This window comes from Pseudomonas sp. MDT1-17 (genome assembly GCF_054898105.1).
Window position 1 is genome coordinate 3,344,546 of the sequence record NZ_JBUBVM010000001.1, and the last position, 22,216, is coordinate 3,366,761.

Below are 22,216 nucleotides of genomic sequence, written 5' to 3' on the forward strand. Positions count from 1 at the left end.
GTAGCGCATATGAACTCCTCCTCGTTTCGGGGAATCTACCGGTCACAGGTTCCGTAGTGCGCTCTTGATGGCTTGATCCCACAGCCTGTATTGGTCAGGGATTTGACTCAGAGAATGGAACCTTTCGGGTATTGAGTTCAGCACCAGCCGCTGAACTCAAGCGCCACCCACGCCTTTACAAAGCACTGTGCAAACCGCCCATCGTGCAAACATCGAGGCCGCTCATTCGTGCACTTTTATAAGGCCGCGCACCACGCCTCTGCACTATGCGAAGGCAACTATCGGGCTTTCATGGGCACCCGTAGTCAACGTTTACCTACGCAAATACGGCCAATGGCCGACTGGCACAAAGTCTGCAAGACACTGTTCAGGCCCACTGTGAACGCAGTCGAGTGGGCAGCCCCTTCGGTCAACGACGATCGATTGGCCGAACAGGTCGTGGGCAACATCGGTGGATCCGGCATAGATGCCTGACCTGACACCGTAAATGAACAGGCAAAGACGCCTGGAACCGTAAGGTTTCAGGCGTTTTTTTTTGCTTTTTGAACAGCTATAGACGGGTGTCTCTTATGAATTCCAGTGTTGCCACTTTGAACAAGCTGCAAACGCTGATCGTGATCGGCAATGGCATGGTCGGACATCATTGTGTCGAGCAGCTGATCGAACGCGGTGCCCTTGATCACTATCGGCTGCACGTCTTCAGCGAAGAGCCGATGCGTGCCTACGACCGCGTGCACCTTTCCGAGTATTTCTCCGGTCGTGATGCCGAGTCGCTGGCCCTCGGTGAAGCCTCGCTGTACCAGACCCCGGGCGTCACCCTGCATTTGGGTGTGCCGGTATTGGAAATCGACCGCGTCTGTCGCCAGGTGATCACCGGTCAAGGGTGTGTCTCCTACGACAAATTGGTGCTGGCCACCGGGTCCTATCCGTTCGTCCCACCAATCGAAGGCGCCGAGGGCGATTCGCGCCTGGTGTATCGCACCCTTGAAGACCTCGACGCCATCCGTGCCGCGGCGACCAACGCCCGACGCGGTGTGGTGGTCGGCGGTGGCTTGCTGGGCCTGGAAGCGGCCAACGCCCTGAAAACCCTGGGGCTGGAAGCTCATGTGGTGGAATTCGCCCCGCGCCTGATGCCGGTGCAGTTGGACGAGTACGGTGGCCTGGCGCTCAAGGCGCAGATCGAGCGGCTCGGCGTCGGTGTGCACCTGTCGCGCGGAACGCAATCGATCAGCGCCGGCGAGGAATACCGCTACCGGATGAATTTCGCCAATGACGAATTTCTTGAAACCGACCTGATCGTGTTCTCCGCCGGTATCCGTGCGCAAGATGCACTGGCTCGCCAATGCTCGCTGGAAGTCGGCCCACGTGGCGGTGTCGTGATTGACGACCAATGCCTGAGCAGCGATCCGAACATCTACGCTATCGGCGAGTGTGCCGCCTGGAATGACAGCATTTTTGGTCTGGTTGCGCCCGGTTACCAGATGGCGCGCGGCGTCGCTGCACTGTTGTGCAACGAGGCGGCCGAGCCGTTCATGGGCGCGGACATGTCAACCAAGCTCAAGCTGCTGGGCGTCGATGTCGGCTCCATCGGCGACGCGCACGGCAGCACGCCGGGCGCGCGCAGTTATCAGTTCATCGACGAAACCACGGCCAGCTATCGACGCTTGGTGGTGGATGCGACTGGCAAGCACGTACTCGGTGCGGTGCTGGTGGGTGACAACAGCTATTACGACACGCTGCTGCAATACATGCAGAACGCGATTGCGCTGCCGGCGGAACCCGCCAGCCTGATTCTGCCGTCGTCCGAAGGCGCGCCGACCCTGGGCCCGGGCGCCTTGCCAGAGTCGGCAACGGTCTGCTCGTGCCACAACGTCACCAAGGGTTCCATTTGCTCGGCCATTGACGGTGGTTGCACCGACCTCGGCCTGCTCAAATCGCAGACCAAGGCCTGCACCGGTTGCGGTGGTTGTGCCGGGCTGCTGAAGCAGGTTTTCGAGCATGAGTTGATTGCCCGTGGCGTCAGCGTCGACAAGAGCCTGTGCGAACACTTTGCCTATACCCGCCAGGAGCTTTATGCGCTGGTGCGGGTAGAAAGGGTGATCACCTTCGAAGAACTGCTGGCCAAGCATGGCCGCGGCCACACCGGTTGCGACGTCTGCAAACCGGCGGTGGGCTCGATCCTCGCGTCGTGCTGGAACCAGCCGATCATGGACGCGTCGCTGGTGCCGCTGCAGGACACCAACGACACCTTCATGGCCAACATGCAGAAAAACGGCACCTATTCGGTGGTGCCGCGCATCCCCGGTGGTGAGATCACCGCCGACAAACTGATCGCGATCGGTGTGGTGGCGAAGAAATACGACCTCTACACCAAAATCACCGGCGGCCAGCGTATCGACCTGTTTGGTGCGCAGTTGCATGAATTGCCAGACATCTGGGCCGAGCTGATCGAAGCGGGTTTCGAAACCGGGCACGCCTACGGCAAATCGACCCGCACGGTGAAGTCTTGCGTTGGCAGTACCTGGTGCCGTTATGGCGTGCAGGACAGCGTGCAAATGGCCCTGACCATCGAGGATCGCTACAAGGGCCTGCGCTCGCCGCACAAGCTCAAGTTCGCAGTATCCGGTTGCACCCGGGAATGCGCCGAGGCCCAGAGCAAAGACGTCGGGGTGATCGCCACCGAGAAGGGTTGGAACCTATATATCGCCGGTAACGGCGGCATGCGTCCGCGCCATGCCGAACTGTTCGCCACCGACCTCGACGATGCGACCCTGATCCGCTACATCGACCGCTTCCTGATGTTCTACATCCGCACCGCCGACAAACTGCAGCGCACCTCGGTGTGGCGTGAAACGCTGGAAGGCGGCCTCGATTACCTTAAAGACGTGATCATCCACGACAGCCTCGGACTTGGCGCGGAACTTGAATCGCAAATGCAGTTGGTCGTCGATCGCTATGAATGCGAATGGGCGAATGCCCTCAAAGATCCGGAAAAACTCAAGCGCTTCCGTACCTTCGTCAACGATAAGCGCCCGGACCCGGATATTCACTTTGTCCAGGAACGCGGTCAGCGGCGTCCGATCATGGCCGCCGAACTCAACCTTATCCCTGTCATCGAGGAGATTGCCTGATGAGCCAGTCCAATACCCAACGCATCGATTCCCTGGAACACATCGAGGCCTGGCAAACGGTGTGCGAGCAACAGGACCTGGTCAGCAACTCCGGCGTCGTCGTCTGGCTCGACGGCGCACAAGTGGCGCTGTTCTACCTGCCGGGTGCCGAGGGGCGGTCCCTCTATGCCATCGACAACCATGACCCGCAATCCGGGGCGAATGTGATCGGTCGCGGGTTGGTCGGCAGCATCAAGGGTGATCTGGTCGTTGCATCACCGATCTACAAGCAGCATTTCCGCCTTGAGGACGGTACTTGCCTTGAGTACCCGCAACAGCGTCTGCGTGTCTGGCCCGTGCGGTTGAACAGCGGTGTGGTGGAAGTCGGGGTGGCATGAGGGTGATCAACAGCATCGCGTATCCTTATCGGAGGCACTTATGAAAACAGCCGCACAATTGCTGAAACTCAAGGTCGTGCAAAACCACCAGGTGCATAGCATCGCGCCCGATGAAATGGTGCTGGAAGCCCTGAGGATAATGGCCGAAAAGAACGTGGGCGCGCTTCCGGTGATCGAGGCCGGGCAGGTGGTCGGCGTGATCAGCGAGCGCGACTATGCGCGCAAGGTCGTGCTGCAGGGGCGCTCCTCGGTCGGAACGCCGGTGCGCGACATTATGAGTGCGCCCGTGGTGACAGCGGACAGTCAGCAGAGCATCGAGCGTTGCATGGCGGTCATGACCGACAGTCATCTGCGTCACCTGCCAGTGGTGGACGGCGGCGAACTGATCGGTCTGTTATCGATTGGTGATCTGGTCAAGGAAGCCATCGTCGAACAGGCGGATCTGATTCGGCAACTGGAGCATTACATTCGCGGGCACTGAACCGGTCAGTGCCACGGTGAATTGGGGCTTCGCGCGTTTCTTGATCGGTGCCAACCGGGCTCTGTAGTCTCCAGAAACCCACTGTCCTGACGATGCATCCGGCCAAAATGATCGGAGGGATTGGTATCTGCATGGGGAGTGGGGCATTGAACCGTTGATCGCGGTAGGAGACGTAACGGACGATCCCGGCCGGAAGGGCTGAGCAACCCCCTTGAAAGATAGAAACCACCTGACGGAATTTTTTTTGAAATCAAGGGGTTGCCAGCCTCGGGAAATCAGTACATAATTCACGCCATCGAAAGCACTGACCGCTGAAAAAGCTCAATGTTTTCAAGGAGTTAGATCACGTATCTTACTCCAAGTTTGTACGCGTTTGATGTTGTGCTACATGACATCTGATGCTTGAGGCCGAGTAGCAAAATGGTTATGCAGTGGATTGCAAATCCACCTACGCCGGTTCGATTCCGACCTCGGCCTCCACTTTAAACGAGCTCCGTAGATCTATGATTTACGGAGCTTTTTTATTTCCGTTGCCCTGCAAGATTTAGTCTTGAAAAGGGCCGATGCGAACTTGCTTCACCGGAGCGGGATGTATATATTTCCCCCTCTGCTGCACAAGCGTCAGAACTGCCAGATCGTTATTTGACAGTCTTCAGACTGCTTCACCGCGCTACCGCCCGAATGGCGAAACTGGTAGACGCATGGGACTTAAAATCCCCCGCTCGTAAGGGCGTGCCGGTTCGATTCCGGCTTCGGGCACCATCTTAAATCAAGGGTTTGCGAGCGAAAGCTGATGCAAACCCTTGTTTGTTTCTGGCCTGCTATTTTTTCGGTCACAGCTATTGATGCCGGCCGTCAGTCGCTGGATTAGCCCCTCGTCGATCATCGCCAGAAGGGTTGCCGATATTGACAAGCCTTCTCTCCGCCAAGACATTTTGAAGGGCCTGGCGGGCTGCAGCGTCCAGCTGGTGCTCTCTCTCCTTGAGTTCAAGCAAGATTGGGCTGGACCAGGTGCGATAGGTTTTCTCAGTATCACGAATTGATTTCATCTGTCCCCTCCTTGATGAGTGCCCGCCAATACCGTCGGCGCAATTTGGTTCGATAGAACCCTAGTCGAGGAATCTGTTTGCCGCCAAAAAATGCATGGCGATGGTGCGCACCACGCTCACGCAGTCCTGACGACCAATAAGAAAACTAACAATAAGTTCAGCGTGCATCAGTCAAAGATTATTTAACTAACGCACACCCGTTATCTCAACGGAAGCGCACGCCGGCGTAACAAAAACAATCGAGTCCGGGATGCAAGCAGACAAGCAGCGCATGGCGTCAGCGGCCGAATCGAGTGAGTTCGATTCAGCCGCCGAAGTTGTCAGCTAGACGAACGGCTGACCGGTAAAACCACGAGGCAATCGTTGCAGTCCATCCATGGCGGTGAGCCGTTCGACCCAAGACGCACGCCAGTCAATGGCAGTGTGCGTGACTTTGGCTTTGCGTGCGGCGCGGCGTGTAGCATTGCGCTGGTCTTTACGCGCATCCTTGAACGCGTCGGTGTTGCGGCAGCTTCTGCATTTCACCCGGGTAAGTTCGCTGGTTGAGACGAGTTTGCTGCCTTTGTGACCGCAGGCCAAATGCCCGCTGACTTTGAAGTGAGTAACCATCAGACGCCTCCTTGGTGACGTGTAATCGTTTGACCTCCAGCGTAGGGGGACGTTCGTTGCCTGCGTAATGCGCAAAAAAAAGGCCCGCATGCGGGCGGGCCAGGGGGGTTCTTCAAAGGAGTCCGGTCAATGTAAAGCCTGAGATGTGAACATCGTGTGAAATAGACCAAGCAACAAAAAAGCCCAGCGCCAGGCCGGGTGGGGATGTACCAGAAAGCGATCAGGCAAGGACGCATACGGTGACGACCATGTCGCCGTTCATGCGTCCTGAATCAGGCCGTGTCCTTGAAGGTGTCCAGATCGAATCATCTGAACCGCGGCAGGGGCTTGTCGACAGGCTTTAGTGACGACAGTGTATTGCGAATCAGTGGCGCGTCTTTCTCGATGTCGTTCAGACGATCACGAATTCTTAGGGCCGTCGGGTGACCGCCTTGATGATCGACCCAGTCGGCAATTTCCTTGCACGCCGCTGCCAGGCGAGCCTGACGGGAGTCGAGTAGCGTGAGCAGCGTGGTGATGGACTCTTTTTCGGACATGGCAAACACCTCCGTTCAAGAAACCTGTAGTTGGCAACAAAAAGCCCGCGAGGAGCGAGCTTTCTGCCGATGGGGTCGCTGTTCCTTCAGCTTTCTCAGTATAGACCCGTAAAAGGCAGGTGACCTTAGCCTTGTCGGGCCGTCACTTGTGACCTGGCATTTAAATGCCAGCATTCATGTTCGGCGTCTTCTTCACGAGCAAAACCGTCACCGATGAAGCCATGAGTTCGAGTATCGGCGATGCGATACCAGAAGGCGGCGTCCGGTGGCGGATGGCTGGTTTCTCCGGCTCGGCGGCCATGGATGATGATCTTGGTGCAACGCTTCACAACGAAAATGTCTTCCATGGCGCCACCGCAGCTAATTCAGGTTCACAACAACTATAGAAGCCATTTGCGATCGTGCAAAAAATAGACAGGTCAGTTCGTCGCCTCAGCCATTGCGACACTCATTTCCAAAAACACTGCCAGCCCGACTTCCTCTGCCCTGAGCCCTTTGCGCGCCCGTGACCTGGGCAGTTCAGACAACGCACCGAGAAGAAAGCCATCAAGCACCGCCGGGTGGATGTAGCACTTGCGGCAGACTGCCGGGGTGTTGCCCAGTTGTTTGGCAACGTTCTTGATCATCTCCACCACATGCCGCTTCGCATCCGACTCGGGCTCCCACTGCAGTTCCCGCAAAACCGCCAACGCCAACGCGCTGCCAGCCCAGGTGCGGTAATCCTTGGCAGTGAAGTCGGCGCCGGTGAGGGTTTGCAGGTAGGCGTTGACGTCGGAGGAACTGACGGTGTGGCGCTCACCGTTTTCATCCAGATACTGAAACAGGTTTTGCCCGGGAATTTCCAGGCAGCGTTTGATAATCCGCGCCAGGCGCCGGTCTTTCACAGTGATCTGATGTTCGACGCCGCTCTTGCCGCGGAACTGGAACAGGATCGCACTGCCGTTGACCTCGACGTGACGGTTGCGCAGGGTGGTCAGGCCGTAGGAGCGGTTGTCCCGAGCGTACTGCGTGTTGCCGACCCGGATCAGCGTCGCATCGAGCAAGGTGATGACCGTGGCCATGACCTTGTCGCGGCTGAAACCGGGAGCCGCCAGTAGTGCTTCAAGCTGTTTGCGCAGTTTCGGCAGGGCCAGGCCGAAGTCCCGCAAGCGCGAATACTTGTCGGCATCGCGCACTTCTCGCCAGCGCGGGTGATAACGGTATTGCTTGCGACCTCGGGCATCACGGCCGGTGGCTTGCAGATGGCCGCGCGGATCGGCACAGATCCACACATTGGTGTAGGCCGGGGGCACGGCGAGGGCGTTGATGCGCTTGATCTCATCTTTATCGGTGATGCGCTGACCCGCAGGGTCGTAATAGCAGAACTTGCCGCGCAGTTTCTTACGGGTGATGCCGGGCTGGGTATCATCGACGTAATGCAGGTCGGATGGCAGTACATCGGGCAGCGCGTTATCGGGCATGGCGATAGTCCTTGGCGACAGATCAGGGGCCGTTACAGCCATTGACCATGCGCCATTACAGTGGTGCCAGCGGATTTATGCCAGCACCGCCACCGCCTTGATCTGTGCCCAGAGTTGCTGGCCGGGATGCACGCCCAATTGGTCCCGGGAGTAGCGGGTAATCCGCGCCAGCAGTGGGGTGCCGCCAGCATCCAGACGGATCAGCACATGGGCGGCGTTGTCCGCGCCCATTTCACTGATCACGGTGACCGGCAGGCGATTGAGGATGCTGCTGTGCTCGACGCTGTGCAGGCTCAGGCTGACATCCCGCGCCTGAACCTTGCAGCGCAGCGCCTGACCCAGTGTCATCGGTGAGTGAGCCACTCGAATGTTCAGGGGAGTGTCGGGCAGTTGCAGGGTCAGCAACTGGTAGTCGGCGTCATGGGCACTGACACGCCCCTCGATCACCACGCCGGCGTCGTCGCCCAGCGCCAAGGGCAGGTCGAGACGGGCCAGGGTTTCGCCGATAGGGCCGCTGGCCAGCGCCTTGCCGTTACTGAGCAAGACGAGGTGGTCGGCCAGCCGCGCGACTTCATCCTGGGAATGGCTGACGTACAGCACCGGGATGTCCAGTTCATCGTGCAGTCGCTGCAGGTACGGCAGGATTTCGTTTTTGCGCTGACTATCCAATGCTGCCAGTGGCTCGTCCATCAGCAACAGTTTGGGGCTGGTGAGCAGGGCCCGGGCGATGCCGATGCGCTGGCGTTCGCCGCCCGAAAGATTCTGCGGATGGCGATCCAGCAGATGGCCGATCCCGAGCAGTTCAGTCGCGTGAGCCATGTCGACCCGGCGCTGTTGGCGAGGAATGCGGTCGAGGCCGAACTCCAGATTGGCCAGCACTGACAGATGGGGAAACAGGCTGGCTTCCTGGAAGACGTAACCCAGCGCACGTTTGTGTGGCGGTACGAATATCTTCTTGTCGCTGTCCTGCCAGACTTCATCGTTGACCTGGACGAAACCCTGCTCAGCCTTCTCCAGGCCGGCGATGCAGCGCAGGCAGGTGGTCTTGCCTGAACCGGAATGACCGTAAAGTGCGGTGACCCCGCGGCCGGGCAATTGCAGATCCACTTCCAGGGTGAACCCCGAATACGTCAGTTTTAGACGGGTATGAATCATCGATCAGCTCCAGCCCGTTTTGGTTTTACGGCTGGAGTAGAGCGCCAGCAATACAACAAAGGAGAACACCAGCATTGCCCCGGCCAGCCAATGGGCCTGGGCGTATTCCATGGCTTCGACGTGATCGTAGATCTGCACCGAGACCACGCGGGTTTTGTCGGGAATGTTGCCGCCGATCATCAGCACCACGCCGAATTCACCGACGGTGTGGGCGAAGCCGAGAATGGCAGCGGTGATGAAACCGGGGCGGGCCAGCGGCAGGATCACGCTGAAAAACGTGTCCCAGGGATTGGCGCGCAAGGTCGCGGCCACCTCCAATGGGCGAGTACCGATGGCAGAAAAAGCATTTTGCAGTGGCTGGACCACGAACGGCATCGAGTAGAGCACCGAGCCGATCACCAGCCCAGCAAAACTGAACGTGAGGGTGCCGAGCCCCAGTGACTGGGTGAAGTGGCCGACAAACCCGTTAGGGCCTAGCGCCAGCAACAGGTAAAAGCCAATCACCGTCGGTGGCAGCACCAGGGGCAGGGCGACGATCGCCCCGACCGGGCCGCGCAACCACGAGCGAGTGCGCGACAGCCATAACGCAATCGGAGTGCCGATGACCAGCAGGATGACTGTCGTCAGCGACGCCAGTTTCAGGGTCAGCCAGATCGCGGAAAAGTCGGCACTCGATAGCGTCATTTAGAGTTGGTAACCGTAGGAATTGATGACAGCGGCGGCTTTCGGGCCTTTGAGGTAGTCAACCAGCGCCTTGGCAGCCGGGTTGTCCTTGCCTTTGTTGAGGATCACCGCATCTTGTTTGATCGGGTCATGCATGTCGGCTGGAACAATCCAGGCCGAACCGCTGGTGACTTTGCCGTCTTTGTATATCTGCGACAAGGCCACAAAACCGAGTTCGGCATTGCCGGTGGAGACGAATTGGTAGGCCTGGGTGATGTTCTGGCCTTCAACGATTTTGGCTTTGACCTTGTCAGTCAGGTCCAGCTTGGCGAGCACTTGAGTGGCGGCCAGGCCATAAGGCGCGGCTTTCGGGTTGGCGAGGGAAAGATGTTGATACGGGTTGTCGCTCAGCACTTTGCCCTTGGCGTCGACGTAACCTTCCTTGGCCGACCACAGCGCCAGAGTGCCGATGGCGTAGGTGAATCGCGAGCCCTTGACGGTGTCGCCTTCGGCTTCGAGTTTTTGCGGGGTGGTGTCGTCCGCCGAAAGGAACACTTCGAACGGTGCGCCATTCTTTATCTGGGTGTAGAACTGCCCGGTTGCGCCATAGGAAGCGACCAGTTTATGCCCGGTGTCTTTCTCGAAATCGGCGGCGATCGCCTGAATCGGTGCAGTGAAGTTGGCGGCGACGGCAACCTGGACTTCGTCCGCCTGGGCTGACCCGAAAGCGAACACTGCGAGCAGGGTTGCCAGGCTAGTGGGGGCAAAACGTGAGGCACGAATGGTCATGAAACGGCTCCGTGGTAGGCAAGTGCTGCGAGGGAGTAAACGCTATATAGCGGAATATATAGCGAAATGCCTGCAAACGGAACGTGTTGGATGCGCGTTGTTGAGACCACGCATAAACCTGCAGCAGCCGAAGGCTGCTACAGGGGAAGTGCGTTACCGACGAACCAACTTGGCCAATCCTTCCTCAGCCAGCTTCCGGGTCAGTTCAGCCGTGGTCATTTCAACGCAAAGCGTGAATGCCTGACCCGCCCAGAGATTGCTGAAATCCGCTTCCCCCTTGGCCCGCAATGGCATCAGCGCACCACCCGCGAGCGGGAAGGCCGGTGCTTTGGCGCTCATTGGCCCGAGTTCGCGCATCACTCGATTCAGAATTCCACGCGCCGGGCGTCCGGTGAAAATGTTAGTGACGGCCGTCTCACTTTCCTTGGCGGTGCGCAACGCTTTGTGATGAGAGGCGCTGACCTTGGCCTCTGGCGTAAACAAGTACGCCGTGCCCACTTGCACCGCCGAAGCCCCCAACAGCAAAGCCGCCGCGACGCCTCGTGCATCGGCGATACCGCCGGCAGCAATCACTGGCACTTTCACCGCGTCGACGATCTGGGGTACCAGCGCAAAGATCCCCACCTGACTGCTCAGATCATCACTGAGAAACATGCCCCGATGGCCACCGGCTTCGTACCCCATGGCGATGATCGCGTCACAACCGTGCTGCTCGAGCCAGATCGCCTCTTCAACGGTGGTGGCTGACGAGAGCACTTTCGCCCCCGTGGCTTTCACGCGCTCCAGCAGCGACTTTTCCGGCAGGCCGAAGTGGAAACTCACGACTTCGGGGCGAAGCTCTTCGATCACTTCGCAGGCCGCGTTATCGAACGGCGCTCGATTGGACACCGGCGTCGGCGCGTCGAAGTCCACGCCAAGTTCCCGGTAGTAGGGCTCCAGCAGATTCTTCCAGTCTCGAGCGCGTTGCTCATCGGCGACGGGTGGCTGATGGCAGAAGTAGTTGACGTTGATCGGGCGCTGAGTGTGTTGGCGAATCGTTTTCAGCTCCTCGCGCAACTGATCGACGGTCAACATGGCGGCGGGCATCGAGCCCAGGCCGCCGGCGTTACTGGCTGCGATAACCATGGCCGAACCGGTCGCGCCGGCCATGGGCGCCTGGATGATCGGCAGCTCAATGCCAAGCAGGTCAAGAATGCGGGTGTCTGGCCATTTGCTCATTTGAAAGTTTCTCCGACGTCATAACAGGGCAGGGACGGTAGGACAGTTTTTGTATCAGCAATAGCTGATACAAGGCCAGTCGAGTTTTCGTTTCGTGTGCCACTCTTGGCGTAAAGTCGAGTACGACAAAATGTGTCTATGTGTTATTTCAACTGCACCACAACTGAGTGATTCCATTGGGAGGCAGCGATGTTCAAAGGCATTTTGATCGACAAAGACGACAGCGGGTACCGCGCCACACTGCAAGAGATCAATGACGATCAACTGCCCGAGGGCGATGTGACGGTGCGTGTGGCGTACAGCACGCTTAATTTCAAGGATGGCCTGGCGATCACCGGCAGTAGCCCGGTGGTGCGAAAATTCCCGATGGTGCCGGGGATCGATCTGGCAGGCACTGTCGAAGTCAGTGGGCACCCGGACTACAAGGTCGGTGATCAGGTCCTACTCAATGGCTGGGGTGTTGGCGAAGGACATTGGGGCGGACTGGCGCAGAAGGCGCGCTTGAACGGCGACTGGTTGATTCCGCTACCCAAGGCATTCACCGCGGCGCAAGCGATGGCCATCGGCACGGCGGGTTACACGGCGATGCTGAGCATCCTGGCGCTGGAACACAATGGCGTGACGCCCGACCAAGGCGAAGTATTGGTCACCGGCGCCAATGGCGGTGTAGGCAGTTTCGCTATCGCACTGCTGAGCAAGCTCGGCTATCGGGTGGTCGCGTCCACTGGCCGAACCTCCGAGCACGATTACCTCAAGCAACTGGGCACCAGCGAAATCATCGACCGCGCTACGCTGTCCGAGCCGGGCAAACCATTGGCGAAGGAGCGGTGGGCGGCGGTTATCGACTCAGTCGGCAGTCACACCCTGGCCAACGCCTGTGCCGGCACGAAGGCCAACGGCACTGTTGCCGCGTGTGGCCTGGCGCAAGGCATGGACTTCCCGGCTTCAGTCGCACCGTTCATTTTGCGCGGCGTGACCCTGGCCGGGATCAACAGCGTGACTCAACCGAAAGCCAAGCGAGTATTGGCCTGGAATCGTCTGGCCAAGGATCTCGACTTCGCCTTGCTGCCGTTGATCAGCCACGAAATCGGCTTGAGTGAAGCGATCGACGCCGCTTCGCGGTTGCTCGCGGGGCAATTACGCGGGCGGGTTGTGGTGGATGTGAATCGCTGATTACAGGGCTTCACGCTCCAGCAATTGCCGTTTGCGTTCTACGCCCCAGCGATAGCCTGACAGGTTGCCGTCGCTGCGCACCACGCGGTGGCACGGAATCGCCACCGCCAGGGTGTTCGCACCGCAGGCTTGCGCCACGGCGCGCATCGCTTTTGGCGCGCCGATTCGCTGGGCGATATCGGCGTAGCTGGCGGTGCAGCCAGCGGGAATCTCCCGCAGGGCTTGCCAGACTCGTTCCTGAAAAGCGGTGCCGCGAACATCCAGCGGCAAGTCCAGACCCAGGGCCGGCGCTTCAATAAAACCTACCACTTTGGCGATCAGTTGCTCGAACGCGTGGTCGGCGCCAATCAGATTCGCACGCCGAAATTTGTCCTGCAGCTCGCAGACCAGTTGGTGCGGATCATCTCCCAGCAAGATCGCGCAAACTCCCCGTTCGCTCTTCGCCACCAGAATCGCTCCCAGGGAACACTGGCCAACGGCAAAACGAATGTCGTTGTTCTGGCCTGCTGCGCGGTAATCACCGGGTTTCATGCCCAATAGTTGATCGGCTGCTTCATAGAAACGACTGTTGGAGTTGAAGCCGGCGTCATACAACGCGTCGGTCACTGAGCCTCCGTCCGCCAAACGCTCACGGACCCTGCGTGAACGATGGGCCGTGGCGTATCCCTTGGGCGTCAGACCGGTAACCGCTTTGAACACCCGATGGAAGTGAAAGCTGCTGAGGCCGGCAGCAAAGGCCAGTTCGCTCAGTACAGGCAGATTTTCCGCAGTTTCAATCTGGCGGCACGCGGCGGCCACGGTCGCGGCATGTTGCGCGGCGACGTCGCTTTGATCCTTCGCGGCTCGTTTGCTGGGGCGATAACCCGCCGCCTGCGCCTGCTCGGCGGTGTCGAAGAATTCGACGTTCTGCGGTTTCGGTAAACGCGCCAGGCTGCTGGGGCGACAGTAAATACCGGTGGTTTTCACCGCGTACACAAACTGTCCGTCTGCTCGGGGATCGCGCGCAACGACGGCGGCCCAGCGAGGATCATTTTCGGTGGCGATCTTTGTCGACTGGCTTGTCATGGCTTACTGTCCTGACCTGTTTCATTCAGATTAACCAGCCGACGGGGTCGCTGCACCCCGGGTCTTGCGGTCGAATTCGAAGGCTTCATCCAGCAGTGCGAAAGGTGAAGTTGATCCGTTGTTCGCCCAGTCGCGGGTGTTGGCCGTCCTTGATCGGCAAAACGCCGTGATACCGCAAGCGATCCACACCGCCCCAGACCACGATGTCGCCATGCAACAGCGGTATCCGCTGGCTTTTATCGCTGCGCTCGAAGCCGCCGAACAAGAACATCGCCGGCAATCCCAGCGACACTGAAACGATGGGCGCTGCGTAGGAATCTTCATCCTTGTCCTGGTGCAACGACATCTTCGCTCCGGGAACATAGCGGTTGATCAGGCAGGAATCAGGCACGAAATCCGCAAACCCCGCTTCCCGCGCCGCCGCTTGTGCCAGTTCGAGAAACACGTCGGGCATTTTCGGCCAGGGTAGGCCGGTTTGCGGATCATTGCGGGTATAGCGATAACCGCTGCGATTGGTGGTCCAACCCAGCGCGCCGCAACTGCTCAAGGCTACCGACATGGTAAAGCCTCCGGGCGTGATCATCTGTCGAAACGGTGCAGCCGTCAGAACCGCGTCCAGTGCGGGCAGTAACTGATCCAGCCAGGGCAGGGCAAAGCCTCTGAGGACGCAGGATTGTTCGCCGATCTGATCGAGTCGGGGTTGTTGCTCGGGTTCCGCGTCGGCAAACAAGTCGAAGGTGGTCGGGTTCATGGGGTCATAACGTATCGTGAAAGATGATTCAAAGGGTATGCCGTTTTCCACTGTGCAGGCGACTCACGCCGTGGCGCAGGGTGACCCGGTAATAGCCACAAACGCCTTAGCAGCAGGACGCCCAGACTGGAACTGCCGCTGATGAACCGAATCGAGGAAGTAGACATGTTCTGACGCCTTAACCCAAGGTTGAGGTGGCCAGTCTAGGGCGCGGTGAGTGGGTGGTCACTCCGGCGCTTGTGGTCGAATTTCAGACGGGGGAGCAGACGTCCTGGTTGTCGCTCCGGATCTCGTTACAGCGCTTTGCTGACGCTGATTTCGCTGATGACGTCTTCGCTCGGACCATGAATGGCGTCCAGCGCGGCCTTGGCTTCTTCTTCAGTGCCTTTTGCAAGCTGGGCAAATTCGAAGCGACGCTCACCATTGAGTTTGTATTTGATGACGTACTTGGTCGTTTGGGCCACGGTCATACCTGCTTGTCTTCGTGTCTGGGTGTCACTCAGCTCAGTTTCGTGCTGGAGCGGCGGATGATCTTGATGGTGTGAGTCAGGGTCGGTTTGCGAGTCACGCTGATCGGCCGACTGTTGACCGTGTCGATGGTGATGTTCCAGAAACCGGTACTCGGTGCAGTAATCCGGGCCGGGAAGGTGTCGAATGCACCACCATGGTAAGTGTGGCGGCCGCCATTCTTGAAGCTGCGAAAATTGGCGTCGTTCATCAAGCGGATGTTGCATGTTTGGGAGCATTGAATGACGACGATGTCGTCTTCGTTGAGGTGCTCGCGCTGGTGGATAAATTTCATGAGGCGCCTCCAGAAGGGCTTTTTCTACAAAATCAAAACGATAGCATGGGCGATTGGCGCAGTTTATCAGCCCGAACGGGTTATTATCCGGCCGTCGGGGTCCGCTTTGACAATTAAAAACAGTTATACGGAATTCTATGAGCGATAAACCCAGCAAGCCTCGGAGAAAAACAGCATTTGTAGTGTCGGAGTGTCTTTATCGGAGGTGTTGTATGAAGTGGGGTGTGCTGGTCCTGCCTATGGCGATAGCGATGAGTGGTTGTGCGAGTGTCACTGAGATCAATGAGACGTTGCCCACCATGAGCGTGATTTCAGGCAAGAAACCTCATGAATACGCGCAATGCCTGACCGAGAAACTGGCCAGCAGCCGGGGAGCCCTGCAAGTCGAGCCGCATAAGGACGGTATGCGAGTTATCGTGCCGCAGAAGTTCTCCTCGGGACCCGCCGCCGTATTTGATATCGAAGACCGCTCCACTGGCAGCAGCATCAAGTTGCATGAGCGCATCTCCAATGTGCCATTGCGCCCAATGGACGTACGCAATGCCGCTACTGCGTGCATTTCCGGCTGATAGACTGTCGCCCGTCAGCACCGATGCCGTCAAAGCAGCGCTTTGGCGGCATTGTCATTTTTGGAGTCAAGCATGAAGCGAGAGCAGGTACGGGAGTGCCATGCAGAAGGTCACATCTCTGCCACCCACGTGATTCAAAATCCGGCGAATTCGGGAGAATGGATCGTGTTTTTCAAGAAGAGCGCCGGGCGCAGTTATTTTCTGGTGGATGAAAACGATGAAGTCGAATCCTTCAGTCGTCTCGACGACCTGATCGAGACGGTGCGCGGCCTCGGGATCAAGTTCGCCGAAATTCACATGTAGGACAGGGCGCCTTACTTGCAGACCACCACGACGCTGCGGTTCTTGTAGTTACCGACGTCGACGCCCAGCGTCTTCTCGCTTTCCTTGGAAGAAGGTGTTCCGTCGGTGCCGACGATTCGATAGCCGGTGCCGGCGCAAGAGGCATCGGCTTTTTCGTAGCAAGTCGCCCAGGAGTTGGCTTCCCCGGAGCAGTCGATGGCCAGGCCTTGCTCGCCGTTGTTCAGGTAAGTCGTTTCGGAAGTAGCGCAGCCGCTCAGGGCCAGTACCGCAATCAGTGGCAAAAATTTATTCATGTCGTTGTCGTCGTCAGGATGATGGGGCTGAGCCAGTGACAGCGCTGGCATCAAAAGGTTATAGCGAATGGCCACTTCGTTGCAGGTAATCACAAAAAAACCCTGCGTGAGGCAGGGCTTGGTCAAGCATTTGGCTCAGATCAAGTCTTGTCTTTGCCGCGTCGTTTGACGGTTGGGTGTTCGAGTTCCAATACGGATGCCACTTCAATCGCCGACGCTTCGGTAGGGAAAGGCCCGGCGATATTTTCACCGCCTACGCTGTCTACCCACCACTGGCCGTCTTTTGCCTGATTGATCAGGAATCCGTTGACGCTTTTTGCTTCCGACATCTATCTGCCTCGTTGACTGGTTCAATTGCGCAATGATAGCGCCAAAAGCACTCAACGGGTGCTGATGGTGTAGGGTGGTGCGATTCGCGGCCGTGCAGATCTGATGGCCTGTGCTATCTATAAAGGGCTGCGGAGCTATCTCGGGAACTATCCGCGAGAATATTTCTCTATGATGGCATTGGTTAGCCAGTGCGGGGCATTGTAAGGTGCACGCCGCCTGATTAGACTGCGCCGAAACTCGTACACACAGCCCTTTCAAGGACTTATATGATCAAGAAATGCTTGTTCCCAGCAGCCGGTTACGGTACTCGCTTCCTGCCAGCGACTAAAGCCATGCCCAAAGAAATGCTGCCGGTGGTAAACAAGCCACTGATCCAGTACGGCGTCGAAGAAGCACTGGACGCTGGGTTGACCGAAATCTCCATCGTGACCGGTCGCGGCAAACGCGCTCTGGAAGACCATTTTGACATCAGCTACGAACTGGAAAACCAGATCAAGGGCACCGACAAGGAAAAATACCTGGTTGGTATCCGTAAACTGCTCGATGAGTGCTCGTTCTCCTACACCCGTCAGACCGAAATGAAAGGCCTTGGTCACGCGATCCTGACTGGCCGCCCGCTCATCGGTGATGAGCCGTTCGCCGTGGTGCTGGCGGACGACCTGTGCGTCAACCTTGAAGGCGACGGCGTACTGACCCAGATGGTCAAGCTGTATGAGCAGTATCGCTGCACCATCGTCGCGATCCAGGAAGTGGATCCGCAGGAAACCAACAAGTACGGCGTGATCGCTGGCGAGTTGATCGCTGATGACCTGTACCGCGTGCGTAACATGGTCGAAAAACCGGCTCCGGAAGACGCTCCCTCGAACCTGGCGATCATCGGTCGTTACATCCTGACTCCGGACATTTTCGAGCTGATCAAGCAAACTGAGCCAGGTAAAGGCGGCGAGATCCAGATCACCGACGCCCTGATGAAGCAGGCGAAGAACGGTTGCGTGATTGCCTACAAATTCAAGGGCCAGCGTTTCGACTGCGGTGGCGCTGAAGGCTACATCGAGGCGACCAACTTCTGCTTCGAGAACTTCTACAAGACTGGCAAGGCTTACTGATAGCTTCTGATCCACTTGTATTGAAAGCCACCTTCGGGTGGCTTTTTCATTTTCTGTCCCCATATCGTTTGCAGCGCTTGCCCAACGGATGTCTGCGGGTATGCTTGTGGACTGCCGAGGAGATTGAAAAAATGGCCTACGATTTTGACCTTTATGTGATTGGCGCCGGTTCCGGCGGTGTGCGGGCTGCGCGTTTTGCTGCCGGTTTTGGCGCGAAAGTGGCTGTGGCCGAGAGCCGCTACCTGGGTGGCACTTGTGTGAATGTCGGCTGCGTACCGAAGAAGCTGCTGGTCTACGGCGCACACTTCGCCGAAGACTTCGAGCAGTCGCAAGGTTTTGGCTGGACGCCGGGTGAAGCGAAGTTCGATTGGGCGACGCTGATCGCCAACAAGGATCGCGAGATCAATCGCCTGAACGGCATCTATCGCAATCTGCTGGTTAACAGCGGCGTGACCTTGCATGAAGGCCACGCCAAAATCGTTGATCCGCACCAGGTCGAGATCAATGGTGAGCGCTACACCGCCAAAAACATCCTGATCGCTACCGGCGGCTGGCCGCAGATTCCGGAAATTCCGGGGCACGAACACGCGATCAGTTCCAACCAGGCGTTCTTCCTCAAAGAGTTGCCCGAGCGCGTTCTGGTAGTGGGCGGTGGTTACATCGCCGTCGAATTTGCGGGGATCTTCCACGGCCTGGGTGCCGAGACCACGTTGCTGTATCGCGGAGAACTGTTCCTGCGCGGCTTCGACGGTGCTGTACGCAAACACCTGCAGGAAGAACTGACCAAGCGCGGCATGGACCTGCAGTTCAACGCCGACATCGAACGTATCGACAAACAGTCCGATGGCAGCCTGAAGGTGACCCTCAGGGATGGCCGTGAGCTGGAGGCAGATTGTGTCTTCTACGCCACGGGTCGACGGCCGATGCTCGATAATCTTGGGCTGGAAAACACCGGCGTCAAACTCGACAAGAAAGGTTTCGTCGAGGTTGACGAGCAGTATCAGACTGCTGAGCCGTCGATCCTGGCGCTGGGCGATGTGATCGGCCGGGTTCAGCTGACACCCGTCGCGCTGGCCGAAGGTATGGCCGTGGCGCGACGTTTGTTCAAGCCTGAGCAATATCGCCCGGTGGATTACAAGATGATTCCAACCGCGGTGTTCAGCTTGCCGAACATCGGCACGGTCGGCTTGACCGAGGAAGAGGCCCGGGAGGCCGGGCACGATGTGGTGATCTTCGAAAGCCGTTTCCGTCCGATGAAGCTGACCCTGACCGAATGCCAGGAGCGCACCCTGATGAAACTGGTAGTGGACGCCAAGACCGACAAGGTTCTGGGTTGCCACATGGTCGGTCCGGATGCCGGGGAAATTGTTCAAGGCCTCGCAATTGCCTTGAAGGCTGGCGCCACCAAGCGCGATTTCGATGAAACCATCGGCGTGCATCCGACCGCCGCCGAAGAGTTCGTCACGATGCGCACGCCGGCCGCGGGTTAATCGTCGGTTTGGGGCTCTGATGCGTCTGGCGCTGTCGCAATGACGGCCGCCAGGCGCACGCGCTCATCCAGGCTCGCCTGAGTCTTGAGCAGCTCAATTTCCAAACCTTTGTTTATCTGCGACTGCTCGTCGATGTTCTGTTTCAGCGACTGGCTTTCCAGCAAGGCTGCGCGCAAGCGTTCCTGGAGGAGGGTGCGTTCGCTGTCGATACGATTGACCTGTTCCAGCAACTGATCCTGTCGAGCGTTGGTTTGTTTGAGTTGATCCTGCAGCAGGCTCAGCTCTCTCAAGGTGCCACGGTTCTCCGTCAACAAACGCTCGTTGTCGCGGTGCAGTTGCGTGATCTCATCCTGGCGCACCAATGCGCTCTGCTGGGCCTGGCGCAATTCCATCTGAATCTGCTGCACCTGGCTTTCGTGGCGGCGCTGCTCCTGCTCGCGCTGTTCTTTGACTGCGTTGCGGTAGTGTTCCAGTGCGTCGCGAGCATGCAGGTGTTTCTCTTCAAGGGAGCGGATCTGCTCATCCTTGTCTTTCAAGCGTAATTCGAAATCGGCCAGCGCCTGGTTCAGCCCGGCGTTGCGGGTTTGTTCGGTCTGCAGCATGGCGCGGGTTTCTTGCAGGGCTTCGGACTCTTGAGTCAGTGCCAGGCTTTGAATCTCGTATTGCTGATGCAATTGCGTGTTGGCCTGCTGGGCTTCATGCAGTTGCGTATCCAGCGCTTTCTTTTGTTTATCAAATTGCTCGAGGGCCTGATCGATGGGCTCCTGCGCCTGCTCTTTGAGTCGTTGTGCCAGCCGGGAAACCAGTCCCGCCAGCTCGTCATCAATCGGTTCCGGCGCCACTTCGACGCGGTCGGCGCCGTTATCCAATTCCTTCAAATAGCGATGAATCGTGGTTTTCGAGCCCGTGTTGCCCATCTCGATCCGTACCGCATCGATGCTTGGGTTTTCGCCGCGAGCCAGAATCGCCAGGCGCGCCGCTTGGACCACCGCTTTGTTTACACCGCCACGAGCCATGAGTTCTCCTACGATTTCGTACTGTGGTACATGCCACTAAAGTACACAATGTACCACGCCTAATGAAAACTTAAAATACGACAAGTATTCATGCGGGATATACTGGTATTACCCCGTGTGATGGGTACTGTTGCGCGTTATCACCCGCCAAAGCAGTACGTTTTAGAGAATTGAGCCGATGACTGAGTTGGATCGTTACCTGCAGGCCGCCACGCGCGACAACACCCGTCGCAGCTATCGGGCGGCTATCGAGCATTTCGAAGTCAGTTGGGGCGGCTTCCTGCCGGCGACCAGCGACAGCGTGGCGCGCTACCTCGTGGCTCACGCGGGCGTGCTGTCGATCAATACCTTGAAGTTGCGCTTGTCAGCACTGGCGCAATGGCACAACAGCCAGGGTTTTCCCGACCCCACCAAGGCGCCGGTGGTGCGCAAGGTCTTCAAGGGCATTCGCGCGCTGCACCCGGCTCAGGAGAAACAGGCCGAACCGTTGCAGCTTCAGCATCTCGAGCAGGTGGTTGCCTGGCTGGAGCGGGAGGCTACACAAGCAAGGACTCAAAATGATCAACCTGCACTCCTGCGGGCCAGGCGCGACACGGCGCTGATCCTGTTGGGCTTCTGGCGCGGCTTTCGTAGCGATGAGTTGTGCCGGGTACAGATCGAGCACGTGAAGGCCATCGCCCAGTCAGGCATCACGCTTTACTTGCCGCGCAGCAAGAGTGATCGCGAAAACCTCGGCAAGACGTACCAGACCCCGGCATTGCAGCGCCTGTGTCCGGTGCAGGCCTACGTCGACTGGATCACCGAAGCCGCACTGGTCCGCGGCCCCGTGTTTCGTGGCATCGACCGTTGGGGCAACTTGAGCGAGGAGGGGCTGCACGCCAATAGCGTGATTCCGTTACTGCGCCAGGCGCTGGAACGTGCCGGCACCCGGCCGAGCACTACACCAGTCACTCCTTGCGACGCGGCTTTGCAACCTGGGCCCATCAAAGCGGTTGGGATTTGAAGTCGTTGATGAGTTACGTGGGCTGGAAGGATATGAAGTCCGCCATGCGCTATGTTGAAGCCAGCCCGTTTCTCGGGATGACGCCCCTCGCGGAAAAAACCATTGGCGCTGCTAAGTAGGTTTTCTTCTATTAATACGTGCGGCTAATAGCGAAAACCAATGAGCAGCATGAGCTTTGCCAATGAGCCATCCGGCCATCGAGTGGGTAGGATTCACTCCATCAACTTCTCAACCAAACTTTTCAACCCTGACGGAGAGTCATTGATGCCTATCATCAACAGCCAAGTTAAACCGTTCAAAGCTGACGCCTTTAAAAATGGCGACTTCGTAAAAGTGTCGGACGCTGACCTGAAAGGCAAGTGGTCTGTCGTGTTCTTCTACCCAGCCGACTTCACCTTCGTTTGCCCGACCGAACTGGAAGACCTGGCTGACAACTACGACGCGTTCCAGAAGCTGGGCGTCGAAATCTACAGCGTTTCCACCGATACCCACTTTGCCCACGCTGCCTGGCACAACACTTCGCCAGCCATCGGCAAAATCCAGTACACCATGATCGGCGACCCGACTCACGCCATCTCCCGCAACTTCGACGTGTTGATCGAAGAAGCAGGTCTGGCTGACCGTGGCACCTTCGTGATCAACCCTGAAGGCCAGATCAAAATCGTCGAGCTGAACGACGGCGGTGTGGGTCGTGACGCTTCCGAACTGCTGCGCAAAATCAAGGCTGTTCAGTACGTCGCTGCTCACCCAGGCCAGGTCTGCCCAGCCAAGTGGAAAGAAGGCGAGGCCACTCTGGCTCCGTCCCTGGACCTGGTCGGCAAGATCTAAGTCTGTGAGAAAAGCCTCA

The 22,216-nt window shown here is 58.1% G+C and carries 27 protein-coding genes, 2 tRNA genes and 1 pseudogene; 13 read left to right on the top strand and 17 right to left on the bottom strand.

The genetic code is table 11. From position 1 onward, the window contains the following. Positions 1-569: 569 nt before the first annotated feature. The 5 genes from nirB (at position 570) to ACYZTX_RS15440 (ending at position 4,751) form a co-directional block, all read left to right on the top strand. Positions 570-3,131 (top strand): nitrite reductase large subunit NirB, encoded by a 2,562-nt coding sequence (gene nirB / locus ACYZTX_RS15420; protein WP_462034784.1) that lies wholly within the window; start codon positions 570-572, stop codon positions 3,129-3,131. Further along, entirely contained in the window at positions 3,131-3,508 is a 378-nt protein-coding gene (gene nirD, locus ACYZTX_RS15425; protein WP_462034785.1) for a nitrite reductase small subunit NirD, read from the top strand. Before nirB ends, nirD begins: the two co-directional genes overlap by 1 nt. Before the next feature lie 40 nt (positions 3,509-3,548). Next, entirely contained in the window at positions 3,549-3,989 is a 441-nt protein-coding gene (locus ACYZTX_RS15430; RefSeq protein ID WP_462034786.1) for a CBS domain-containing protein, read from the top strand. Between the two features lie 406 nt (positions 3,990-4,395). After that, positions 4,396-4,469, top strand: a tRNA-Cys gene (locus ACYZTX_RS15435). 195 nt (positions 4,470-4,664) lie between these two features. Then, positions 4,665-4,751: transfer RNA gene (locus tag ACYZTX_RS15440), tRNA-Leu, on the top strand. Between the two features lie 77 nt (positions 4,752-4,828). Here ACYZTX_RS15440 and ACYZTX_RS15445 read toward each other — a convergent pair. The 9 genes from ACYZTX_RS15445 to ACYZTX_RS15485 form a co-directional block, all read right to left on the bottom strand. Beyond that, a complete protein-coding gene (locus tag ACYZTX_RS15445) occupies positions 4,829-5,038 on the bottom strand; it encodes a hypothetical protein (RefSeq protein ID WP_462034787.1) in 210 nt (69 codons plus the stop codon). Positions 5,039-5,362: 324 nt separating this feature from the next. Beyond that, positions 5,363-5,647, bottom strand: coding sequence for a hypothetical protein (locus ACYZTX_RS15450; RefSeq protein WP_462034788.1), 285 nt, complete (start codon positions 5,645-5,647; stop codon positions 5,363-5,365). Between the two features lie 305 nt (positions 5,648-5,952). Next, entirely contained in the window at positions 5,953-6,183 is a 231-nt protein-coding gene (locus tag ACYZTX_RS15455; protein WP_462034789.1) for a hypothetical protein, read from the bottom strand. A gap of 125 nt (positions 6,184-6,308) precedes the next feature. Beyond that, on the bottom strand, positions 6,309-6,530 hold the full coding sequence (locus tag ACYZTX_RS15460) for a hypothetical protein (RefSeq protein WP_462034790.1): 222 nt from the start codon (positions 6,528-6,530) through the stop codon (positions 6,309-6,311). A gap of 72 nt (positions 6,531-6,602) precedes the next feature. Continuing rightward, a complete protein-coding gene (locus tag ACYZTX_RS15465) occupies positions 6,603-7,643 on the bottom strand; it encodes a DNA topoisomerase IB (RefSeq protein ID WP_462034791.1) in 1,041 nt (346 codons plus the stop codon). Between the two features lie 75 nt (positions 7,644-7,718). After that, positions 7,719-8,798: a molybdenum ABC transporter ATP-binding protein gene (gene modC, locus ACYZTX_RS15470; protein ID WP_462034792.1), complete on the bottom strand. Its 1,080-nt coding sequence runs from the start codon at positions 8,796-8,798 to the stop codon at positions 7,719-7,721. Between the two features lie 3 nt (positions 8,799-8,801). Next, on the bottom strand, positions 8,802-9,482 hold the full coding sequence (gene modB / locus ACYZTX_RS15475) for a molybdate ABC transporter permease subunit (protein WP_462034793.1): 681 nt from the start codon (positions 9,480-9,482) through the stop codon (positions 8,802-8,804). Then, complete coding sequence (gene modA / locus ACYZTX_RS15480; protein ID WP_462034794.1) at positions 9,483-10,250, bottom strand: molybdate ABC transporter substrate-binding protein; 768 nt, start codon at positions 10,248-10,250, stop codon at positions 9,483-9,485. It lies immediately after the preceding gene. Between the two features lie 153 nt (positions 10,251-10,403). Then, positions 10,404-11,468 carry an NAD(P)H-dependent flavin oxidoreductase gene (locus tag ACYZTX_RS15485; RefSeq protein WP_462034795.1) on the bottom strand — a complete coding sequence of 355 codons (1,065 nt, stop codon included), beginning with the start codon at positions 11,466-11,468 and terminating at the stop codon, positions 10,404-10,406. Positions 11,469-11,657: 189 nt separating this feature from the next. On the opposite strand from ACYZTX_RS15485, the gene acuI reads away from it, so the two are divergent. After that, positions 11,658-12,641, top strand: coding sequence for an acrylyl-CoA reductase (NADPH) (acuI, locus tag ACYZTX_RS15490; RefSeq protein ID WP_462034796.1), 984 nt, complete (start codon positions 11,658-11,660; stop codon positions 12,639-12,641). Here acuI and ada read toward each other — a convergent pair whose 3' ends face one another. The 5 genes and pseudogenes from ada to ACYZTX_RS15515 all read right to left on the bottom strand — a co-directional run bounded on the left by ada (position 12,642) and on the right by ACYZTX_RS15515 (position 15,259). Beyond that, on the bottom strand, positions 12,642-13,706 hold the full coding sequence (gene ada / locus ACYZTX_RS15495; RefSeq protein WP_462034797.1) for a bifunctional DNA-binding transcriptional regulator/O6-methylguanine-DNA methyltransferase Ada: 1,065 nt from the start codon (positions 13,704-13,706) through the stop codon (positions 12,642-12,644). An 85-nt stretch (positions 13,707-13,791) separates the two neighbouring features. After that, positions 13,792-14,472 (bottom strand): DNA oxidative demethylase AlkB, encoded by a 681-nt coding sequence (alkB, locus tag ACYZTX_RS15500; protein WP_462037051.1) that lies wholly within the window; start codon positions 14,470-14,472, stop codon positions 13,792-13,794. A 13-nt stretch (positions 14,473-14,485) separates the two neighbouring features. Further along, positions 14,486-14,563 (bottom strand): annotated as a pseudogene (locus ACYZTX_RS15505) (2OG-Fe(II) oxygenase); the annotation flags it as partial. Between the two features lie 187 nt (positions 14,564-14,750). Continuing rightward, positions 14,751-14,927, bottom strand: coding sequence for a hypothetical protein (locus tag ACYZTX_RS15510; protein ID WP_462034798.1), 177 nt, complete (start codon positions 14,925-14,927; stop codon positions 14,751-14,753). Between the two features lie 29 nt (positions 14,928-14,956). Beyond that, the gene (locus ACYZTX_RS15515) at positions 14,957-15,259 is read right to left on the bottom strand and encodes a DUF1883 domain-containing protein (protein WP_462034799.1); all 303 of its coding nucleotides are present in this window, start codon (positions 15,257-15,259) and stop codon (positions 14,957-14,959) included. A gap of 212 nt (positions 15,260-15,471) precedes the next feature. Between ACYZTX_RS15515 and ACYZTX_RS15520 the strand changes: the two genes are divergently transcribed. Together ACYZTX_RS15520 and ACYZTX_RS15525 are read left to right on the top strand one after the other, a co-directional pair. After that, complete coding sequence (locus tag ACYZTX_RS15520; protein ID WP_462034800.1) at positions 15,472-15,828, top strand: hypothetical protein; 357 nt, start codon at positions 15,472-15,474, stop codon at positions 15,826-15,828. Positions 15,829-15,900: 72 nt separating this feature from the next. After that, the gene (locus ACYZTX_RS15525) at positions 15,901-16,131 is read left to right on the top strand and encodes a hypothetical protein (protein WP_462034801.1); all 231 of its coding nucleotides are present in this window, start codon (positions 15,901-15,903) and stop codon (positions 16,129-16,131) included. Between the two features lie 11 nt (positions 16,132-16,142). Here ACYZTX_RS15525 and ACYZTX_RS15530 read toward each other — a convergent pair whose 3' ends face one another. Next, entirely contained in the window at positions 16,143-16,424 is a 282-nt protein-coding gene (locus tag ACYZTX_RS15530) for a hypothetical protein (RefSeq protein WP_462034802.1), read from the bottom strand. A 140-nt stretch (positions 16,425-16,564) separates the two neighbouring features. Next, positions 16,565-16,753 (bottom strand): hypothetical protein, encoded by a 189-nt coding sequence (locus ACYZTX_RS15535; RefSeq protein WP_462034803.1) that lies wholly within the window; start codon positions 16,751-16,753, stop codon positions 16,565-16,567. Positions 16,754-17,020: 267 nt separating this feature from the next. On the opposite strand from ACYZTX_RS15535, the gene galU reads away from it, so the two are divergent. Both galU and gorA read left to right on the top strand, forming a co-directional pair. Beyond that, on the top strand, positions 17,021-17,860 hold the full coding sequence (gene galU / locus ACYZTX_RS15540; RefSeq protein WP_056739849.1) for a UTP--glucose-1-phosphate uridylyltransferase GalU: 840 nt from the start codon (positions 17,021-17,023) through the stop codon (positions 17,858-17,860). A 131-nt stretch (positions 17,861-17,991) separates the two neighbouring features. After that, entirely contained in the window at positions 17,992-19,350 is a 1,359-nt protein-coding gene (gorA, locus tag ACYZTX_RS15545) for a glutathione-disulfide reductase (protein WP_462034804.1), read from the top strand. Here gorA and ACYZTX_RS15550 read toward each other — a convergent pair. Next, a complete protein-coding gene (locus tag ACYZTX_RS15550) occupies positions 19,347-20,366 on the bottom strand; it encodes a DNA-binding protein (RefSeq protein ID WP_462034805.1) in 1,020 nt (339 codons plus the stop codon). The genes gorA and ACYZTX_RS15550 overlap by 4 nt on opposite strands. Positions 20,367-20,544: 178 nt before the next feature. Here ACYZTX_RS15550 and ACYZTX_RS15555 point away from each other — a divergent pair, with 178 nt between their 5' ends. From ACYZTX_RS15555 to ahpC, 3 genes are all read left to right on the top strand, one after another. Further along, positions 20,545-21,369 carry a hypothetical protein gene (locus ACYZTX_RS15555; RefSeq protein ID WP_462034806.1) on the top strand — a complete coding sequence of 275 codons (825 nt, stop codon included), beginning with the start codon at positions 20,545-20,547 and terminating at the stop codon, positions 21,367-21,369. Further along, positions 21,321-21,488, top strand: coding sequence for a hypothetical protein (locus ACYZTX_RS15560; protein WP_462034807.1), 168 nt, complete (start codon positions 21,321-21,323; stop codon positions 21,486-21,488). Before ACYZTX_RS15555 ends, ACYZTX_RS15560 begins: the two co-directional genes overlap by 49 nt. A gap of 145 nt (positions 21,489-21,633) precedes the next feature. After that, positions 21,634-22,197, top strand: a complete 564-nt coding sequence (gene ahpC, locus ACYZTX_RS15565; RefSeq protein WP_462034808.1) for an alkyl hydroperoxide reductase subunit C — start codon at positions 21,634-21,636, stop codon at positions 22,195-22,197. Positions 22,198-22,216 lie beyond the last annotated feature (19 nt).

Coding starts and splice junctions, on each gene's coding strand:
- modB (WP_462034793.1), bottom strand. CDS start 9,482: ATGACGCTATCGAGTGCCGACTTTTCCGCGATCTGGCTGACCCTGAAA.
- ACYZTX_RS15430 (WP_462034786.1), top strand. CDS start 3,549: ATGAAAACAGCCGCACAATTGCTGAAACTCAAGGTCGTGCAAAACCAC.
- modC (WP_462034792.1), bottom strand. CDS start 8,798: ATGATTCATACCCGTCTAAAACTGACGTATTCGGGGTTCACCCTGGAA.
- ACYZTX_RS15465 (WP_462034791.1), bottom strand. CDS start 7,643: ATGCCCGATAACGCGCTGCCCGATGTACTGCCATCCGACCTGCATTAC.
- ACYZTX_RS15515 (WP_462034799.1), bottom strand. CDS start 15,259: ATGAAATTTATCCACCAGCGCGAGCACCTCAACGAAGACGACATCGTC.
- ACYZTX_RS15460 (WP_462034790.1), bottom strand. CDS start 6,530: ATGGAAGACATTTTCGTTGTGAAGCGTTGCACCAAGATCATCATCCAT.
- ACYZTX_RS15535 (WP_462034803.1), bottom strand. CDS start 16,753: ATGTCGGAAGCAAAAAGCGTCAACGGATTCCTGATCAATCAGGCAAAA.
- ACYZTX_RS15530 (WP_462034802.1), bottom strand. CDS start 16,424: ATGAATAAATTTTTGCCACTGATTGCGGTACTGGCCCTGAGCGGCTGC.
- ACYZTX_RS15550 (WP_462034805.1), bottom strand. CDS start 20,366: ATGGCTCGTGGCGGTGTAAACAAAGCGGTGGTCCAAGCGGCGCGCCTG.
- nirB (WP_462034784.1), top strand. CDS start 570: ATGAATTCCAGTGTTGCCACTTTGAACAAGCTGCAAACGCTGATCGTG.
- ACYZTX_RS15455 (WP_462034789.1), bottom strand. CDS start 6,183: ATGTCCGAAAAAGAGTCCATCACCACGCTGCTCACGCTACTCGACTCC.
- ACYZTX_RS15555 (WP_462034806.1), top strand. CDS start 20,545: ATGACTGAGTTGGATCGTTACCTGCAGGCCGCCACGCGCGACAACACC.
- ACYZTX_RS15520 (WP_462034800.1), top strand. CDS start 15,472: ATGAAGTGGGGTGTGCTGGTCCTGCCTATGGCGATAGCGATGAGTGGT.
- acuI (WP_462034796.1), top strand. CDS start 11,658: ATGTTCAAAGGCATTTTGATCGACAAAGACGACAGCGGGTACCGCGCC.
- ACYZTX_RS15450 (WP_462034788.1), bottom strand. CDS start 5,647: ATGGTTACTCACTTCAAAGTCAGCGGGCATTTGGCCTGCGGTCACAAA.
- ACYZTX_RS15510 (WP_462034798.1), bottom strand. CDS start 14,927: ATGACCGTGGCCCAAACGACCAAGTACGTCATCAAATACAAACTCAAT.
- modA (WP_462034794.1), bottom strand. CDS start 10,250: ATGACCATTCGTGCCTCACGTTTTGCCCCCACTAGCCTGGCAACCCTG.
- ACYZTX_RS15485 (WP_462034795.1), bottom strand. CDS start 11,468: ATGAGCAAATGGCCAGACACCCGCATTCTTGACCTGCTTGGCATTGAG.
- ACYZTX_RS15445 (WP_462034787.1), bottom strand. CDS start 5,038: ATGAAATCAATTCGTGATACTGAGAAAACCTATCGCACCTGGTCCAGC.
- gorA (WP_462034804.1), top strand. CDS start 17,992: ATGGCCTACGATTTTGACCTTTATGTGATTGGCGCCGGTTCCGGCGGT.
- ACYZTX_RS15525 (WP_462034801.1), top strand. CDS start 15,901: ATGAAGCGAGAGCAGGTACGGGAGTGCCATGCAGAAGGTCACATCTCT.
- nirD (WP_462034785.1), top strand. CDS start 3,131: ATGAGCCAGTCCAATACCCAACGCATCGATTCCCTGGAACACATCGAG.
- ada (WP_462034797.1), bottom strand. CDS start 13,706: ATGACAAGCCAGTCGACAAAGATCGCCACCGAAAATGATCCTCGCTGG.
- galU (WP_056739849.1), top strand. CDS start 17,021: ATGATCAAGAAATGCTTGTTCCCAGCAGCCGGTTACGGTACTCGCTTC.
- ahpC (WP_462034808.1), top strand. CDS start 21,634: ATGCCTATCATCAACAGCCAAGTTAAACCGTTCAAAGCTGACGCCTTT.